The 14,186-nt window shown below is 63.3% G+C and carries 17 protein-coding genes and 2 tRNA genes; 11 read left to right on the top strand and 8 right to left on the bottom strand.

Annotated elements, in window-relative coordinates:
* Window positions 1–17: 17 nt before the first annotated feature.
* Window positions 18–497 carry an OsmC family protein gene (locus tag ACH488_RS00215; protein WP_397321546.1) on the top strand — a complete coding sequence of 160 codons (480 nt, stop codon included), beginning with the start codon at window positions 18–20 and terminating at the stop codon, window positions 495–497.
* Here the strand turns inward: ACH488_RS00215 and ACH488_RS00210 are convergent.
* On the bottom strand, window positions 494–1,489 hold the full coding sequence (locus ACH488_RS00210) for an NAD-dependent epimerase/dehydratase family protein (protein ID WP_397321545.1): 996 nt from the start codon (window positions 1,487–1,489) through the stop codon (window positions 494–496). The two genes, ACH488_RS00215 and ACH488_RS00210, sit on opposite strands and share 4 nt — an antisense overlap.
* An 87-nt stretch (window positions 1,490–1,576) precedes the next feature.
* Here ACH488_RS00210 and ACH488_RS00205 point away from each other — a divergent pair, with 87 nt between their 5' ends.
* Both ACH488_RS00205 and ACH488_RS00200 read left to right on the top strand, forming a co-directional pair.
* Window positions 1,577–2,275 (top strand): mechanosensitive ion channel family protein, encoded by a 699-nt coding sequence (locus ACH488_RS00205; protein WP_397321544.1) that lies wholly within the window; start codon window positions 1,577–1,579, stop codon window positions 2,273–2,275.
* A 1-nt stretch (window position 2,276) separates the two neighbouring features.
* A complete protein-coding gene (locus tag ACH488_RS00200; protein ID WP_397321935.1) occupies window positions 2,277–2,756 on the top strand; it encodes a globin in 480 nt (159 codons plus the stop codon).
* Here ACH488_RS00200 and ACH488_RS00195 read toward each other — a convergent pair.
* Window positions 2,753–3,430, bottom strand: a complete 678-nt coding sequence (locus ACH488_RS00195) for a hypothetical protein (RefSeq protein WP_397321543.1) — start codon at window positions 3,428–3,430, stop codon at window positions 2,753–2,755. The genes ACH488_RS00200 and ACH488_RS00195 overlap by 4 nt on opposite strands.
* A 63-nt stretch (window positions 3,431–3,493) precedes the next feature.
* Between ACH488_RS00195 and ACH488_RS00190 the strand changes: the two genes are divergently transcribed.
* Window positions 3,494–4,399 (top strand): acyl-CoA thioesterase, encoded by a 906-nt coding sequence (locus tag ACH488_RS00190; RefSeq protein ID WP_397321542.1) that lies wholly within the window; start codon window positions 3,494–3,496, stop codon window positions 4,397–4,399.
* A gap of 70 nt (window positions 4,400–4,469) precedes the next feature.
* On the opposite strand, the gene ettA is transcribed toward ACH488_RS00190, so the two are convergent.
* On the bottom strand, window positions 4,470–6,152 hold the full coding sequence (gene ettA / locus ACH488_RS00185) for an energy-dependent translational throttle protein EttA (RefSeq protein WP_397321541.1): 1,683 nt from the start codon (window positions 6,150–6,152) through the stop codon (window positions 4,470–4,472).
* A gap of 57 nt (window positions 6,153–6,209) precedes the next feature.
* A complete protein-coding gene (locus tag ACH488_RS00180; RefSeq protein WP_397321540.1) occupies window positions 6,210–6,749 on the bottom strand; it encodes a DUF6993 domain-containing protein in 540 nt (179 codons plus the stop codon).
* 87 nt (window positions 6,750–6,836) lie between these two features.
* Between ACH488_RS00180 and ACH488_RS00175 the strand changes: the two genes are divergently transcribed.
* A complete protein-coding gene (locus ACH488_RS00175) occupies window positions 6,837–7,283 on the top strand; it encodes an SRPBCC domain-containing protein (RefSeq protein ID WP_397321539.1) in 447 nt (148 codons plus the stop codon).
* Window positions 7,284–7,327: 44 nt separating this feature from the next.
* Here ACH488_RS00175 and ACH488_RS00170 read toward each other — a convergent pair.
* A tRNA-Arg gene (locus ACH488_RS00170) sits at window positions 7,328–7,400 on the bottom strand.
* A 224-nt stretch (window positions 7,401–7,624) separates the two neighbouring features.
* Between ACH488_RS00170 and ACH488_RS00165 the strand changes: the two genes are divergently transcribed.
* The gene (locus tag ACH488_RS00165; protein ID WP_397321538.1) at window positions 7,625–8,206 is read left to right on the top strand and encodes a single-stranded DNA-binding protein; all 582 of its coding nucleotides are present in this window, start codon (window positions 7,625–7,627) and stop codon (window positions 8,204–8,206) included.
* A gap of 57 nt (window positions 8,207–8,263) precedes the next feature.
* Entirely contained in the window at window positions 8,264–8,974 is a 711-nt protein-coding gene (locus tag ACH488_RS00160) for a DNA alkylation repair protein (protein WP_397321537.1), read from the top strand.
* Here the strand turns inward: ACH488_RS00160 and mptB are convergent.
* The gene (gene mptB, locus ACH488_RS00155; protein ID WP_397321536.1) at window positions 8,967–10,523 is read right to left on the bottom strand and encodes a polyprenol phosphomannose-dependent alpha 1,6 mannosyltransferase MptB; all 1,557 of its coding nucleotides are present in this window, start codon (window positions 10,521–10,523) and stop codon (window positions 8,967–8,969) included. The genes ACH488_RS00160 and mptB overlap by 8 nt on opposite strands.
* A gap of 149 nt (window positions 10,524–10,672) precedes the next feature.
* On the opposite strand from mptB, the gene orn reads away from it, so the two are divergent.
* The 4 genes from orn (at window position 10,673) to ACH488_RS00135 (ending at window position 13,058) form a co-directional block, all read left to right on the top strand.
* Window positions 10,673–11,308 carry an oligoribonuclease gene (gene orn, locus ACH488_RS00150; protein ID WP_397321535.1) on the top strand — a complete coding sequence of 212 codons (636 nt, stop codon included), beginning with the start codon at window positions 10,673–10,675 and terminating at the stop codon, window positions 11,306–11,308.
* Between the two features lie 130 nt (window positions 11,309–11,438).
* Window positions 11,439–11,514, top strand: a tRNA-His gene (locus ACH488_RS00145).
* Between the two features lie 137 nt (window positions 11,515–11,651).
* On the top strand, window positions 11,652–12,224 hold the full coding sequence (def, locus tag ACH488_RS00140; protein ID WP_397321534.1) for a peptide deformylase: 573 nt from the start codon (window positions 11,652–11,654) through the stop codon (window positions 12,222–12,224).
* 3 nt (window positions 12,225–12,227) lie between these two features.
* Window positions 12,228–13,058: an acyltransferase domain-containing protein gene (locus ACH488_RS00135; RefSeq protein WP_397321533.1), complete on the top strand. Its 831-nt coding sequence runs from the start codon at window positions 12,228–12,230 to the stop codon at window positions 13,056–13,058.
* Here the strand turns inward: ACH488_RS00135 and ACH488_RS00130 are convergent.
* Together ACH488_RS00130 and ACH488_RS00125 are read right to left on the bottom strand one after the other, a co-directional pair.
* Window positions 13,043–13,843 (bottom strand): HNH endonuclease family protein, encoded by an 801-nt coding sequence (locus ACH488_RS00130; RefSeq protein ID WP_397321532.1) that lies wholly within the window; start codon window positions 13,841–13,843, stop codon window positions 13,043–13,045. The two genes, ACH488_RS00135 and ACH488_RS00130, sit on opposite strands and share 16 nt — an antisense overlap.
* Before the next feature lie 117 nt (window positions 13,844–13,960).
* Window positions 13,961–14,170 (bottom strand): hypothetical protein, encoded by a 210-nt coding sequence (locus ACH488_RS00125; protein ID WP_387437088.1) that lies wholly within the window; start codon window positions 14,168–14,170, stop codon window positions 13,961–13,963.
* Window positions 14,171–14,186 lie beyond the last annotated feature (16 nt).

Here is a 14,186-nt window from a genome sequence, read left to right as displayed (position 1 = left end):
CTGGCTAGACTGTCCGCATGGCCCTCAACGAACACCACTACGCGCTGACCGTCCGATGGACCGGAAACCTCGGGGACGGCACGTCCACCTACCGCGGGTATTCACGGGACCATGATGTAGAGATCCCTGGTTTGCCCACGCTCCGCGGGTCCTCCGACCCCACCTTCCACGGAGACCGGACGCGCTACAACCCCGAACAACTTCTCCTGGCTGCACTTTCGCAATGCCACATGCTGTCCTTCCTGCACGTGGCCGTCAAGCACGGTGTGGTGGTCACCGCCTACGAGGACAACGCCGAAGGGCTCATGAAGCTCAACCGTGATGGCAGCGGCCAATTCGAAAACGTGACGCTGAAGCCCCGGGTCACGCTGGCCGATCCGGCCCAGGAAGAGCTGATGCCGCAACTGCACCACGAGGCCAACCAGGTTTGCTTCATCGCCCGCAGCGTCAACTTCCCGGTACTGCACCAGCCAACCACGACGCCGGCAGCAGACTAACGGGCTTCGGCCCGCCATAGTGCCACGAGCCTGCGTTCGGTGTCCGGTGTGAGTCCGGCCCTGCGGTCGCGGTCCAGGCCCCTGGCACGCTCATCCGACAGTGTGTCCCGGAGCGTCTCCTGCCACGCCCGAAGCACCATTCCCTGGGCGATGGCCGCTGCATTGCTCCGTGCTTGGAATCCTTCGTGGCCAGGCGGAAGCCAGAGTGGAAGTGAGTCGGGGCCGGCCCAATAGGCAACGCCGCGCTCCACAAGCCACTGCTCCGGCACTGTTACCAGTTCCGCCGGGTTGCCGGACGCACGCTGTGATTCCGTGAAGTAGTCACCGAATGGCACCACTTCACCCATGGCGTTGTACGTTCCGGCCAGCCCGCGAGCTGCCGCCTGCAGGATCCAGGCCGCCAGGTCCCGCACATCGATGATCTGTGTAGCGGCGGCGGGGATGTCAGGCACCAGGACGGGTTGGGTGTTTGCTGCCAACCTCGCCGGCCAGTAGCCGTATCTGTCCGAGGCATCCCCGGGTCCGCCGATGAGGCCGGCCCTGACGATGTGGGCCTTTCCGCCCACCAAGGCACGAGTCATGTGCTCGATCGCCGACTTGGACTCTCCGTACGTTTCCGGGCTGCCCGATTGGCCCGCCGGAAGGGGTTCAAGCAGTGGAGCGCTCTCATCGGCTCCTGCAACCGAATGGTCTGCATACACCGAACAGCTGGAAACGAAGGTCCAGTGGCCAGCCTCCGGCCCCAGGACCTCCAGCGCCGTTTTCGCCTGGACAGGGTCACGCGAAACGTCAACCACCGCGTCCCACTGCCCGGCGACGTCCGCAAAGGCTGCCGCGCCCTGGGAGCGGTCGGCACGTACCCAGGTGACGCCGTCGGGCGCTGCTGCTGAGGTGCCCCGCGCCAGGCAAGTGACGTGGTTCCCGGAGGCTGCCGCCTGACGGGCGATTTCGGCAGAGAGGAAGGCGGTACCGCCCAGGACCAGGATGCGCATGCGGCCACGCTACGACGCTAGTGTTGGTAGTGGACAGAGTGTTCTGCGCCAGGCGAACACGGGCCGACCACAAGGAGCTATTGGACCTTGACCTTCATTCCCCCCATGGAAACCCTCACCATCGAGCCGGAAAGGATCGACTACGTCTCGATCCTCATTACAGTGGGCGTTGGCCTGCTGGTGTGGACCGTGGCGCGCTTCATCATCCTGCGGATCACCCGCAGGGTTGCCGCCGGCAGCTCGTTCTTCAAGAAGCCGCATTTCAAGTGGGTCCAGCCCGCTATCCGGGCGCTTGACCACGAACGGCGGTCCCAACGTGCGCAAACCATAGGTTCGCTGCTGACCAGCCTGGTGAGCGTCATCGTGGTGGTCATCGTGATCATCTACGTCCTGAAATACATGAACGTTGATGTCGCTCCCCTGCTGACCAGCGTGGGCATCCTGGGTGTGGCCATCGGTTTCGGTGCCCAGCAGCTGATCCGTGACTTCCTCGCGGGCATCTTCATCACCATTGAGGACCAGTACGGGATCGGCGACGTGATCGTGACCAGCGAGGTGATCGGCACCGTCGAGTCGGTGGGTCTGCGCATCACCAGGGTGCGGGCCGAGGACGGGGCCATCTGGTACCTGCGCAACGGCGAAATCCTGCGGGTAGGCAACCGGTCACAGGGCGACTACGTCCCGTTGGATGCACCCGCGCCCGATGACGACAACCAAGACGCTAAAGTAACTGCCGGGGCAGCAACGGGTGCCGCCCCGAAGCCTGAGGAGAAGGCCAGTGAATGACATGACCGCCGGACGCGAACCGGCCTCGCAGCCAGCATCCCCGCAGGCCGGTGGGCGCCCCCAGCTGATGCGCAACGATCCCTTCAGCCAGCCGGCCTACACGGACAGCTTCTATGCCGCCGTGGGTGGGCACCAGACGTTCGTGAAGCTCATCGATGTCTTTTACGACGGCGTTGCCGGTGATCCCTTGCTGCGGCCCATGTATCCCGAGGAGGACCTGGAACCTGCCAAGCGGCGTTTCCTCATGTTCCTGGAGCAATACTGGGGCGGGCCAACCACTTACAGCGAGGAGCGTGGCCATCCCCGCCTGCGGATGCGCCACATGCCGTTCCGGGTGACGCCGGAAGCGAAGGACCGCTGGCTGTTCCATATGCGTGCGGCCGTGGATTCGCTCGGCCTGTCCCCCCTGCACGAGGGCACGCTGTGGGACTACATGGAGCGGGCAGCGCTCACCATGGTGAACAGCCCGTCAGCCATCTAGCCCTGGTTCTGGAAACCCAGGCCTGCGCCAGTGCGGACCAGCACGTGCCCGCGCGGCCCGCTGAGGCGGAACCAGCGGCCGTTGCGGAACAGCTGCTGTTCGCCGTCGCCCAGGAATCCCAGGGCGAAAGCCGCGAAGGCAGCGCCGGCAGGGATGTCCTCCCGGCCGGGCAGGCCGCGGCTCCAAACCGCCGCACGCGCAGAATTGACGACGGCGGCACCCGCCATCGCGGGCACCACACCGGCGACTTCCGCGATTCCGGCCTCGGCGGCGGCCTTCAGTTCTGCATCTGAAACCGGGCCTTGGGCCTCCCAGCCGCTCCTTGGGGCACCAACGCCTGCCCACGACTCGGAAACGGTGGACGGCGGGATGGGCAGGTCCACGTCGTCGGCGCTGCAACGGGCAAGCCGGTCCAGGATCGAAGCGATCGAAACGGTGACGTCGGCCTCTGCCTCCTCGGCCAGCGCCATGGTCCGCAGTCCAAGGATTGTGGGAGTCGACTCACCAAGGATCCGGGGCCGCAGGACACAAACATAGGCGGCCAGCACCTGGCCTGTTGCCTGCAATCGGATGGCGCCGTCTTCGATGCTTTTGGCACGCGTCACATAGGTGCGCAGATCGGTGAGATCGCGGGGGTCGGCAAAACGGAAGGACTGGGTCAAGACGTCTGTCACATCAACGACTCTACCGGCATGTCCGCGGTTGAGAGGCGTTGGGGTGCCGTCTAGAGTCGAACCATGACTGAGACGAACGCGGGCCTTGAAGCTGAGGCCCCCTCCGGAGACCCCATGGAAGTGCTGATCGACCTGCTGGATTTGGGCGACTTCGACGGTGCCCGCACCACCGAGGACATCTTCCTGGGCCCGTCCCAGAAACAACCGCGGCACCGCGTCTTTGGTGGACAGGTGTTGGCCCAGTCCATGATGGCCGGCATGCGGACGGTGGACCCCGGGCGTGTTGCCCACTCCATGCACGGCTATTTCCTGCGCCCCGGAGACGCCAACAAACCCATCACTTTTGGGGTCGAGCGGCTTCGGGACGGCCGGTCCTTCTCCGCCCGCCGGGTGCATGCGTACCAGGATGGCGTGCCGATTCTCTCGATGATCGCTTCCTTCCAGGTCCAGGACGACGGCCTGGACCACCAAGCCGTCATGCCCGAAGGGATCCCGGATCCCGAATCGCTGCCGAGCACCGCAGAGTTGCTCTCCCGCTATGACCATCCCCTGGCCCGCCACATGTCCTCCGAACGCCCCTTCGACGTACGGCACATCGACCCAGCACTCTACGTCTCGCCGCCCACGGACCATGTGGCCACCAATGCTGTGTGGATGAAGACCATGGGACCCTTGCCGGACGATCCACAGCTGCACGTTGCTGCCTTGGCCTACGCGAGCGATTACACGCTGCTGGAACCGATCCTGCGGAAGCACGGCCTCGCGTGGATGACACCTGGAATGAGCGTGGCCAGCCTGGACCACGCCATGTGGTGGCACCGCCCGGTCCGGGTGGACGAATGGATGCTCTACGTCCAGGAGTCCCCCAGCGCCCAGGGCGCCCGCGGACTTTCCACGGGACGCATCTTCAACCGCGACGGCGTGCACGTGGCCACCGTGGCGCAGGAAGGCATGGTCCGGATCCCCTGATTTCCGTCTTCCCCGGAACAACCAAGAAACGGCCGTCCCTTTTGGGACGGCCGTTTTGTTGTTCTGCGTTCTAGTCGCGGGTCAGGCGACGGTGCGTCACGCGGTGCGGCTTTGCAGCGTCGGGGCCGAGGCGCTCAACCTTGTTCTCCTCGTAGGACTCGAAGTTGCCCTCGAACCAGTACCACTTGGAGGGGTTCTCGTCGTCGCCTTCGTAGGCCAGGATGTGCGTTGCCACCCTGTCGAGGAACCACCGGTCGTGGGAGACCACCACTGCACAGCCCGGGAAGTCGAGCAGGGCATTCTCGAGGCTGCTCAGCGTCTCGACGTCGAGGTCGTTGGTGGGCTCGTCAAGGAGCAGGAGGTTTCCGCCCTGCTTCAACGTCAAGGCCAGGTTGAGGCGGTTGCGCTCACCACCGGAGAGGACACCGGCCTTCTTCTGCTGGTTCGGACCCTTGAAACCGAAGGCCGAAACATAGGCGCGGGAAGGCATTTCCACCTGGCCCACCTGGATGTGGTCCAGGCCATCGGAAACAACCTCCCACAGGGTCTTGTTGGGGTCGATGCCGCCGCGGGACTGGTCAACATAGGAAATCTTGACCGAGTCGCCGATCTTGAGGTCGCCGCCGTCGAGCGGTTCCATCCCCACAATGGTCTTGAACAGCGTGGACTTGCCCACACCGTTGGGGCCGATGACGCCCACGATGCCGTTCCGGGGCAGGGAGAAGGACAGGTCTTCGATCAGGACGCGGTCGTCGAAGCCCTTCTTCAGGTCCTTGGCTTCGATCACCAGGTTGCCCAGGCGCGGTCCCGGCGGGATCTGGATCTCTTCGAAGTCGAGCTTGCGGGTGCGCTCTGCCTCGGCTGCCATCTCCTCGTAGCGGGCAAGACGGGCCTTGGACTTGGTCTGGCGGCCCTTGGCGTTGGAGCGCACCCATTCCAGTTCCTCGGTGAGGCGCTTGGCGAGCTTGGCGTCCTTCTTGCCCTGGACCTCGAGGCGGGCCTTCTTCTTCTCCAGGTAGGTGGAGTAGTTGCCCTCGTAGGGGTACAGGTGGCCGCGGTCCACCTCGGCGATCCACTCAGCCACGTGGTCAAGGAAGTAGCGGTCGTGGGTGACGGCCAGGACGGCCCCGGGGTACTTGGACAGGTGCTGTTCCAGCCACAGCACGCTTTCGGCGTCCAGGTGGTTGGTGGGTTCGTCCAGGAGCAGGAGGTCCGGCTTCTGGAGGAGGAGCTTGCACAGCGCCACGCGGCGGCGCTCACCACCGGAGAGGACGGTGACGTCCGAGTCGGCCGGCGGGCAGCGCAGTGCGTCCATGGCCTGCTCGAGCTGGGAATCGATATCCCAGGCGTCGGCGGCGTCGATGGCTTCCTGGAGTTTGCCCATTTCCTCCAGGAGGGTGTCGTAATCGGCGTCCGGGTTGGCCATTTCCTCGGAGATCTCGTTGAAGCGCTGGATCTTGCCGTAGATTTCGCCCACGCCTTCCTGGACGTTGCCCAGGACCGTCTTTTCCTCATTCAGCGGCGGTTCCTGCAAGAGGATGCCCACGGTGTAACCGGGGCTCAGGCGGGCCTCACCGTTGGAGGGAGTGTCCAGTCCGGCCATGATCTTGAGAATGGTGGACTTACCAGCACCGTTCGGGCCAACGACGCCGATCTTGGCACCGGGGAAGAACGACATGCTGACATCGTCCAGAATAAGTTTGTCGCCAACGGCCTTGCGGGCCTTGGTCATTGTGTAAATGAATTCCGCCATGCCCTTAAATCTAGTGGCTTGGCGGGCAGAACTCACATTCGGACCAAGCGGGTGATGCTATCTGGCGTCTCCGATGAAGCATTTTCCAGTGGCCAGGACAGGAAGTACCGTCACCACCACGGCACCGTCACGGATCTGTCCCATCACGCAACTGCTCCCTGCAAGCGCCGCCGCTTCCATGGCGTCGACGTCGAGCCCCGTGGGCGTCCGGCTCGCGGACACCTCAACGTTGTCCTTCGGGATGCCCGCAGCCACCAAGGCGGCACGTACCGCTTCCTGGCTTGGCTTGGGGGTAGTTGACACGAGGTTCTTCAGCGTAGTTTCCACGGTTTCGGCCGTTGCTGTCACAGCAGGATCGGCAGTTATCCCCGCGGCGGTAGACGCCGGCGGGACGGCTGGCGATGCGGCCTGGTCTGTGGTCGACTGGGCTGGGCTGGTAGCCGGCTGCGCGGGGTTTGTGGACGGCTGGGCTGGTGCGCAGGATGTCAGTGCCGCCGCAATCACCAGCGAGGACAGCAGGACTCCGCCCAGCCGTTTGGACGTACCGTTTTGCCGGATCACTGCGCTCCCCCATTCATCACACAGCCATTCTGCCATTCCGCGGGCATCCCTTCCGGCGTAGCGTTGCCCTGACGTACGGGTTTTGGACCAGTCTGACGCAGCTATGGACGAAGGAGGCGCACCGTGAACGCACAGATTCCGGATGCGGAAGCCACTGTGACGGTCGCCGCGGAGCGCGGCGACGTGTGGAAGGCACTGACCGACCCCGCCATCATCAGGAAGTACTTCCTCGGCACCAACGTGGAGACCACCTGGAAGGTGGGCGATCCCATTACGTACTCGGGTGAGTACAACGGCAACTCCTACGAGGACAAAGGCACTGTCCTGGAGTTCGAGCCTATGGAACGAGTGAAGACCACACACTTCAGCCCTTCAACGGGACTGCCGGATGCTCCGGAAAACTACCACACCGTTGAGTATCGGCTGGCTGACGAGGGCCAGGGAACGTCGGTAACCATCGTGCAGGGAAACAACAAGAGCCTGGAGGAGGTGCAGCAGTCCACCGACACATGGGGCATGGTCCTGCAAGACCTCCAAGAACTCCTTGAGGCGGGGAAGCCGGGTCCATAAACAACGATCCCCCGGAACTCGTGGTGAGTTCCGGGGGAGGCTTGCGCCCCAGGAGGGAATCGAACCCCCGACCGGCGGATTAGAAGGCCGCTGCTCTATCCCCTGAGCTACTGGGGCGTACGGGATCGCCGCACAGCTTGGGCTGCTTGGCGCCACAAAGAGTTTACAGTGCATTCCTTGCCCCGGCGGCCAAACGCACGTCTCCGCCCGCACTGGCCCTCCACAGGCGGTGGTTTGGGCCCGGTTATGCACATAGGCGCCCGAAGGACTGCCTCGACGCCTGCGGCTGGCCGAAGACTGAAGGAGCCGGAAAGGCAATCTCCACTTCGGGAAGGACCGCAATGAACGACGTCATCACCCTCCGCGGCTTTGTAGCTTCGGAAGTCAAGAGTTCCACCACAATCCGCGGGACATCCACCGCTTCGTTCCGGTTGGGGACTACCGAGCGGCGCTACGACCGGGCGAACAACACCTGGGTGGATGGGAATACGAATTGGTACACGGTACAGTCCTTCCGGTACTTGGCTGGGCACGTGGGCTGCAGCCTCAAGAAGGGCCAGCGTGTCATTGTGGTAGGCCGGCTGCGGCTCAGGCAATGGGAGCACGAGGGCAAGATCTACCACGTGGCCGAGGTGGATGCCGAGGCGGTGGGGCACGACCTCATGTGGGGCTCGGCGAACTTTACCCGGATGAGCGCAACCTCCCCGGCACCGGAGGTGGCCCCAACGGATGCCCGCTCGGACCTGGCATCCGGGACAACGGCCCCTCGGCTGGATGGTTCCAGCGAGGATTGGGAATCCACCATGGACGGGTCCACTCCGCCTGCAGACAGCGAAGACACCAGTGGCACGGAAGGACCCGAGGATCCGGACAGGCTGCTGGTGAACACGGAGACTGGTGAGCTGGCGGACGCCGTAGCTTGATGCCAGGCCGGGCTACGCCCAAGGAGCATGTATGGGATCCGGACCTACAGTTGAGGCATGCACAACACCGAACTCCTTGAGGCGATCCGTTCATCCCTCCGGTCGGCGGCGGACGCCGATCGTGGACGGGGTGCCCAGGCTTACATGAAGTCGGAGATGCCATCGTTGGGGGTGAGGGTCCCCGAAGTCCGCCGGATCACCAAGGAAGCAGCCAAGCAGTTGCCGCTCGCGTCACCGGAACATGTCCGCCAGGCAGTGCTGGAATTGTGGCGCAACGCCGAGGCCCGGGAGGAGCGATACGCCGCCATCGATCTGACGGGTCTTCCGTTGGTGAAGGAAGACCTCGGCATGTTGCCTGTGTATGAGGAAATCATCAGGACCGGGGCTTGGTGGGACCTTGTGGACGGCGTTGCCCACCGTATTGGAGCACTGTTGTTGGCGCATCCGGAGATCATGAGGCCGCTGCTGGTTGAGTGGTCCGCGGACCGGGACATGTGGATTCGACGCTCTTCCATCACGGCGCAACTCGGTGCCAAAGCGAAGACTGACACCGCGTTGCTGTCCGCGGTCATCAAGGCCAATCTTGCGGATAAGGAATTCTTTATCCGCAAGGCCATCGGCTGGGCGCTGCGGGAATTCAGCAAAACGGACCCCGCCTGGGTGAGGGCTTTCGCGGCCGAAAACGCTCCCGCGCTCAGTCCCCTCTCCACCCGGGAAGCACTGCGGTTGTTGTCCGCCCGGCCGGGAGGGCAGGGCGGCGTCAAATGATGGGGCGAAGTCCCGGCTCGTCACGTTTGCGGAACAGGCTCTTGGTCTTTGGGTCCACGAAGATCAAGTAGACGGCGAAGAGCAACGCGATGATGGCTGCGGCGTTCCGTGCCAGGGTCAACGCCAAGCCAAGATCCTCGCTCTGCAGGTACGGGAAGACGTCCAATTGGTCGGAGATGGCGTAGACCATGAAGAAGGAGACCACAAAGTACACGGCCTTGACCTGCCAGTCGTTGCGGATCCCGGTCACGGCAAACAGGGGTATCAGCCACACGACGTACCAGGACTGGATCATGGGTGCCAGCAGCACGATCGCAGCGAAGGCCAAAGTGAGGCGGCGCATCAGCCGGTCGTAATCTCCGCGGAACACCAGCCACCCCACAGCAACAAGCATCAGGAGCTTGCCGGCGTCGTAAACCCATTTGGCCATGCCCCAGCCATCAAGTCCAAAGACGTTGAAGATGGAAGCCACAATCAATCCGATCAAGCCGATAGGGGCATACCAGATCCATACGCTGCCGGGGGCGGAGAGGCCCTTGATCCAACCGAACCCGTAGCCGTTGACGAGTCCCATGGCGTAAAGGATGCCCAGGGTCAGGGCGGCCGTCAGGAACCAGAACAGGATCTTCCGGGGCCAGGATGCTCCCTTGCCCGCCCACAACAATCCAATGAACGGCAGGAACACCACAGTGATTGGCTTGACCGAGATGGAGAAGGCCACCAAGGCGATACCGAGGACCACCCGGCGGGTTGCGCAGTAATACAGCCCAGCCAGCGCCAGACCGATCATCAGGGCATCGTTGTGGACGCTCGCTATGAAGTTGGTCAGGAACAGGGGGTTTGCCGCAGTGAGCCACAGTGCACGGTGCGGGTTCACTCCGTGGAGTTCAGCCAGCTTGGGGACGTAGATGATGCAGAGAATGACGCCTGCCACTGCCACGAGCCGGAACAGCATGATGCAGGCTTCCGGTTGGACGTTCGTCACCCAGACGACGAACTGCTCGATCCACAGGAACAACTGCCCGTACGGAACGGGCGCCTCGGTCCACATTTTGTCGGCGCCCAGTTGGAAGTAGTTGGGCAGGGCCGAGATGCCGTTCTCGTAGGGGTTGATTCCCTCGACCATGAGGCGGCCCTGGCCAATGTAGGCGTATACATCCCTGCTGAAGAGGGGAACCGTGAACATCATGGGCAGGCCCCAGGCCACCACGGCCTTCAGGGTAGCCTTGCGGGCTTCCAGCCCCCACACCCTGACGCGCTGGCCAAGCCTCAACCATGCCCTGACCAACAGCATTCCGCCGATGGCCAGTAGGACGATTGACAACCCAACGCCGAGGCCTTCGGTCCGCATCCAAATGAACAGGGGCAGCCGCCTCAACTCCGATACCGGGGCGAGCCAACCGACTCCCAAGGAACCGAAGACGAGGAACATGGATCCGATGAAACCGGCAATGAGCGGGGAACGGGCGTTGTCCACCTCGGCTGCTGCGGCCGCCACGGGCGCCGCAGCTCTCCCGGCCTTCTGGGCGGCGGGTACGGGCACCGTCATGTGGTTTCATCCAATCGTTTGCCCGTTGATGTTTCGGGACGTAATTACGAATCTCCGGAGGTGGGTCACAGCAGGAAGAAATGACACTGCCGTGCCCAAAAATCGTACCATCGGAGCACTTAAAGGAACCTGAACGATAGGCTGGGCGCGTGCCTATTACTAATGAACGCATCGTCTGGATCGACTGCGAAATGACCGGCCTGGACCTCGTCAACGACGCCTTGATCGAAGTAGCGGCGCTTGTGACCGACTCCGAGCTCAATATTCTTGGCGATGGCGTGGATGTCGTCATCAAACCCGACGACGCAGCGCTGGAGCAGATGAACGACTTCGTCCGCGACATGCATACGCGCTCCAAGCTCCTGGACGAACTCCCCCATGGCAAAACCATGGCCGAGGCCGAAGCCCTGGTGTTGGAGTACATCGAGAAATGGGTTCCGGATCCCCGCAAGGCTCCGCTTGGCGGCAACTCCGTGGGCACCGACCGCATGTTCCTCGCCCGCGACATGCCCAACGTGATTGAACACCTGCACTACCGCGTGATCGATGTCAGCACCATCAAGGAACTCTCGCGCCGCTGGTTCCCCCGCGCCTACTTCCAGGCACCGGCAAAGCATGGTGGCCACAGGGCCCTCGGCGACATCAAGGACTCCATCGACGAACTCCGCTACTACCGCGAAGCCGTCTTTGTGCCTGCCCCGGGACCGGACACCGCAACTGCGCAGCGCATTTCCAAGGAGACGACAGCCTCCGCGGAGACCCTCAACGCCGCCGACCAAGTGTGATCTGCGTCATTTTTCGAGGTTTTTTCGGTGAAACCGGCAAAAGTGGACTTTGAACCCCCAAACAGCAGGTAAGCTATTTGTCGTTGCCTTCACGGAAAGCCGGTCAAACGGTCAAACCGAGAGGCGCATGGTGGGCGTAGCTCAGTTGGCAGAGCGCCTGGTTGTGGTCCAGGAGGTCGCGGGTTCAACCCCCGTCGCTCACCCCACCGGAATTGGCTGGAAAAGCCGGTTTCCCCAAAGGCCGCACCGGATTTCCGGTGCGGCCTTTGTTTGTTTGTTGGCCCGCTGGCGGTTCCTGCCGGAGTCACCAGCGGCCGCAGCCACTGACTAAGGAAGTACAGACATGACTGTCCTGCCAATCACCATCTGGGGCGAACCTGTCCTCCACCGCCGGGCCAGCGAAGTGGAAGTCTTTGACGACGAACTCCGCCAGCTGATCTCGGACATGTTCGAAACCAATGACGCCGCGAACGGCGTGGGCCTCGCAGCACCCCAGGTCGGCGTGGGCAAGCGGATCTTCGTCTACAAGTACGCCAACGATGACGACGCGCCGGATCAAGGCGTCCTGGTCAACCCCGTCCTTACACTTTCCAAGGTGTCAGGCGCCCTTCCGGATCCCGAGGAGCATGTTGAAGGGTGCTTGTCCTTTCCCGGCGAGCACTACCCTCTCCAAAGGGCCGAGTGGGCACGGGTACAGGGCTTCGATGGCGACGGAAATCCGGTTGAGTTCGAGGCAACCGGCTGGTTCGCCCGCGTCATGCAGCACGAGTTCGACCATCTGGACGGCAAGCTGTACGTCAACCGCCTCGTAGACCGCTATGCCAAGAAAGCCATGAAGCAGGCGAAGAAGAGCGGCTGGGGAGTCCCGGGGCTGACATGGATGCCCGGCGTCGACCCCGATCCGTTCGGGCACTGACCCATGGCCACCGCAGATCGCGCTCAGCTGTTCCAACTCCTCGACATCACAGGCGAGGACGCACGGGAATGCGCGGACCTGCTTGCGGCCACTCCCGGTCCCGGCGTCCAGCAGGCTCTCGAGGCGCTGCAAGCCAGGCTGGGGACCTTCCCCTCGAACAGCACCGTCTCCAACGGACCCACAGAGTTCGAATGGATTACAGCTTTGCTCCGGTTCGCACCGGTGGTCCACTCTTATCACCTCGATCTGGGCATCAGTTCGGACGTCTCGGCGGCGACCTTGTCAGACCTCGGACTCCAGATGCGTATCAACAGGCGCGTCCACGGCCGGTTCGGCCTGGACACCTGGGGTTGGCTGACCCTGCACATGGCCGGCAACCTCTTCCGGCTGGGCAGGTTGCAGTTCCACTTGGTCCGCCAGAGGCCACGGGGAGCCAACGACGGGCAGGAACGTTCATGGGTCCTGGGCGTCCACATTCCCGAGGCCGGGGCTCTCTCACCAGCTGCCGTTGACGCCAGTTTCAGGGACGCGAAACTGTTCTTCGCCGGCCATTTCCCCGACAAGCCTGTAACTGAAGCCACCTGCGAGTCCTGGATGCTGGATCCGTACCTGGTGGACCACCTCCCGGAGAGCAACATCGCGTCCTTCGCCAGGCGATTCACCCTCGACCGCTGCACAGACGCACCCACCGATGCCGTCTACTTCACGTTCCGGCACCGTGGGCTGGAAGGCCTGGACGCCCTGCCTCGCGAAACCTCACTGCAGCGCGTGGTTCTGGAGCGGATCGACGACGGCGGCACCTGGCAACTGGGGCATGGTCACCTTTGGTTGTAAATGGTCTGCTGCTCCGGGCAAGAGGCCAGGACCCGCTTCATCGCGTCCTTCTCGGCCTGTGTGACCCACAGCTGGTAAGCCGTTTTCACCGAGATTTGCCGGGCCACATAATGGCAACGGAAGTTCTTGTTGGGCGGTAGCCAGGTCGCGGCGTCCCCTGCGCCTTTCTTGACGTTTGCGGGCCCGTCAGCGGCAATGAGGTTCAGCGGATCGTTGGCCAGCATCTGGCGTTGCTGCGCAGACAACTGCTTGGCCCCCTTCTGCCAGGCGTCGGCCAATGCCACCACATGGTCGATCTGGAGGAGTGAACTGGTGTCCTGGCCCCTCCGGAACGAAACAGAGGCGCCAGTGTACGGCTCCTGGATTTCCCCCGCGGCGATTTTGCAGGTGGATCCATTGGTAAACTCGACGCCCGCGAGATCGCGGCGGAGGATATCGTTCCTGGTGTCGCACCCGTTGCGGTCAACATCCAGCCAGGCCGGACCGAACGCGGTGCGGTCATAGTCACTCTTCGACGACCTGCCCTTCACTTCGAGCTGGTCAAGGACCTCCGACGCTTTCCGGGCCGGGACGCGGACGGCCCCCGGCAGCGGCTTCATCCAGGCGGCATCAAAGACGGGCGCCTCCGTAGGGCCGGCGACCCATGGGCCCACAGCATCGAACTGCCCGGCGGTGAAAAACCAGGAAAGTCCACCTACGACGGTGGCGGCCAGCAGTCCCAGGATGGTCCAGGCTTGCCGGGACCGACGGCGGGCACGCTTGTAGGCAGACCACGTGATACTCAAGGGGCTCCGTTCAGTCGGGGTATACGTTGCCCTTCGAGCGTAGGACAAGGCACCGACAACGAAGCCGCTGTCCACAGTGTGCAGGGAGAGTCACACTGTGGATGGAGGATGGCTGGCCTATTGCTCGCGCATCACACGCTGCAGGTCTTCGGCTGCCACTGCCAGGAGACCCCGCAATTGCTCAACGCGCTCGTCCGTGACATCGCCGGCAGCATTGGCCGCGACGGCCTGGTCCAGCAGTTTTTGTGCCTGCTTGTGGTTGGCCTTGGCCACGTCCAAGGCGTGTTCAAGCGTGGTTTCGTGCTCCAACGTAGATTCATTTTCCATGACCCCATTGTGAGCA

The sequence above is a fragment of the Paenarthrobacter sp. NPDC018779 genome (genome assembly GCF_044391085.1).
Taxonomy (GTDB): Bacteria; Actinomycetota; Actinomycetes; order Actinomycetales; family Micrococcaceae; genus Arthrobacter.
This window is presented reverse-complemented; position numbering and strand designations above follow the sequence as displayed.

Bases quoted from the DNA above. Each gene is read 5' to 3' on its own strand.
- mptB (WP_397321536.1), bottom strand. From the start codon at position 10,523: ATGACGGTGCCCGTACCCGCCGCCCAGAAGGCCGGGAGAGCTGCGGCG.
- ACH488_RS00165 (WP_397321538.1), top strand. From the start codon at position 7,625: ATGAACGACGTCATCACCCTCCGCGGCTTTGTAGCTTCGGAAGTCAAG.
- ACH488_RS00160 (WP_397321537.1), top strand. From the start codon at position 8,264: ATGCACAACACCGAACTCCTTGAGGCGATCCGTTCATCCCTCCGGTCG.
- ACH488_RS00200 (WP_397321935.1), top strand. From the start codon at position 2,277: ATGACCGCCGGACGCGAACCGGCCTCGCAGCCAGCATCCCCGCAGGCC.
- ettA (WP_397321541.1), bottom strand. From the start codon at position 6,152: ATGGCGGAATTCATTTACACAATGACCAAGGCCCGCAAGGCCGTTGGC.
- ACH488_RS00125 (WP_387437088.1), bottom strand. From the start codon at position 14,170: ATGGAAAATGAATCTACGTTGGAGCACGAAACCACGCTTGAACACGCC.
- ACH488_RS00190 (WP_397321542.1), top strand. From the start codon at position 3,494: ATGACTGAGACGAACGCGGGCCTTGAAGCTGAGGCCCCCTCCGGAGAC.
- def (WP_397321534.1), top strand. From the start codon at position 11,652: ATGACTGTCCTGCCAATCACCATCTGGGGCGAACCTGTCCTCCACCGC.
- ACH488_RS00210 (WP_397321545.1), bottom strand. From the start codon at position 1,489: ATGCGCATCCTGGTCCTGGGCGGTACCGCCTTCCTCTCTGCCGAAATC.
- ACH488_RS00215 (WP_397321546.1), top strand. From the start codon at position 18: ATGGCCCTCAACGAACACCACTACGCGCTGACCGTCCGATGGACCGGA.
- ACH488_RS00135 (WP_397321533.1), top strand. From the start codon at position 12,228: ATGGCCACCGCAGATCGCGCTCAGCTGTTCCAACTCCTCGACATCACA.
- ACH488_RS00180 (WP_397321540.1), bottom strand. From the start codon at position 6,749: ATGGCAGAATGGCTGTGTGATGAATGGGGGAGCGCAGTGATCCGGCAA.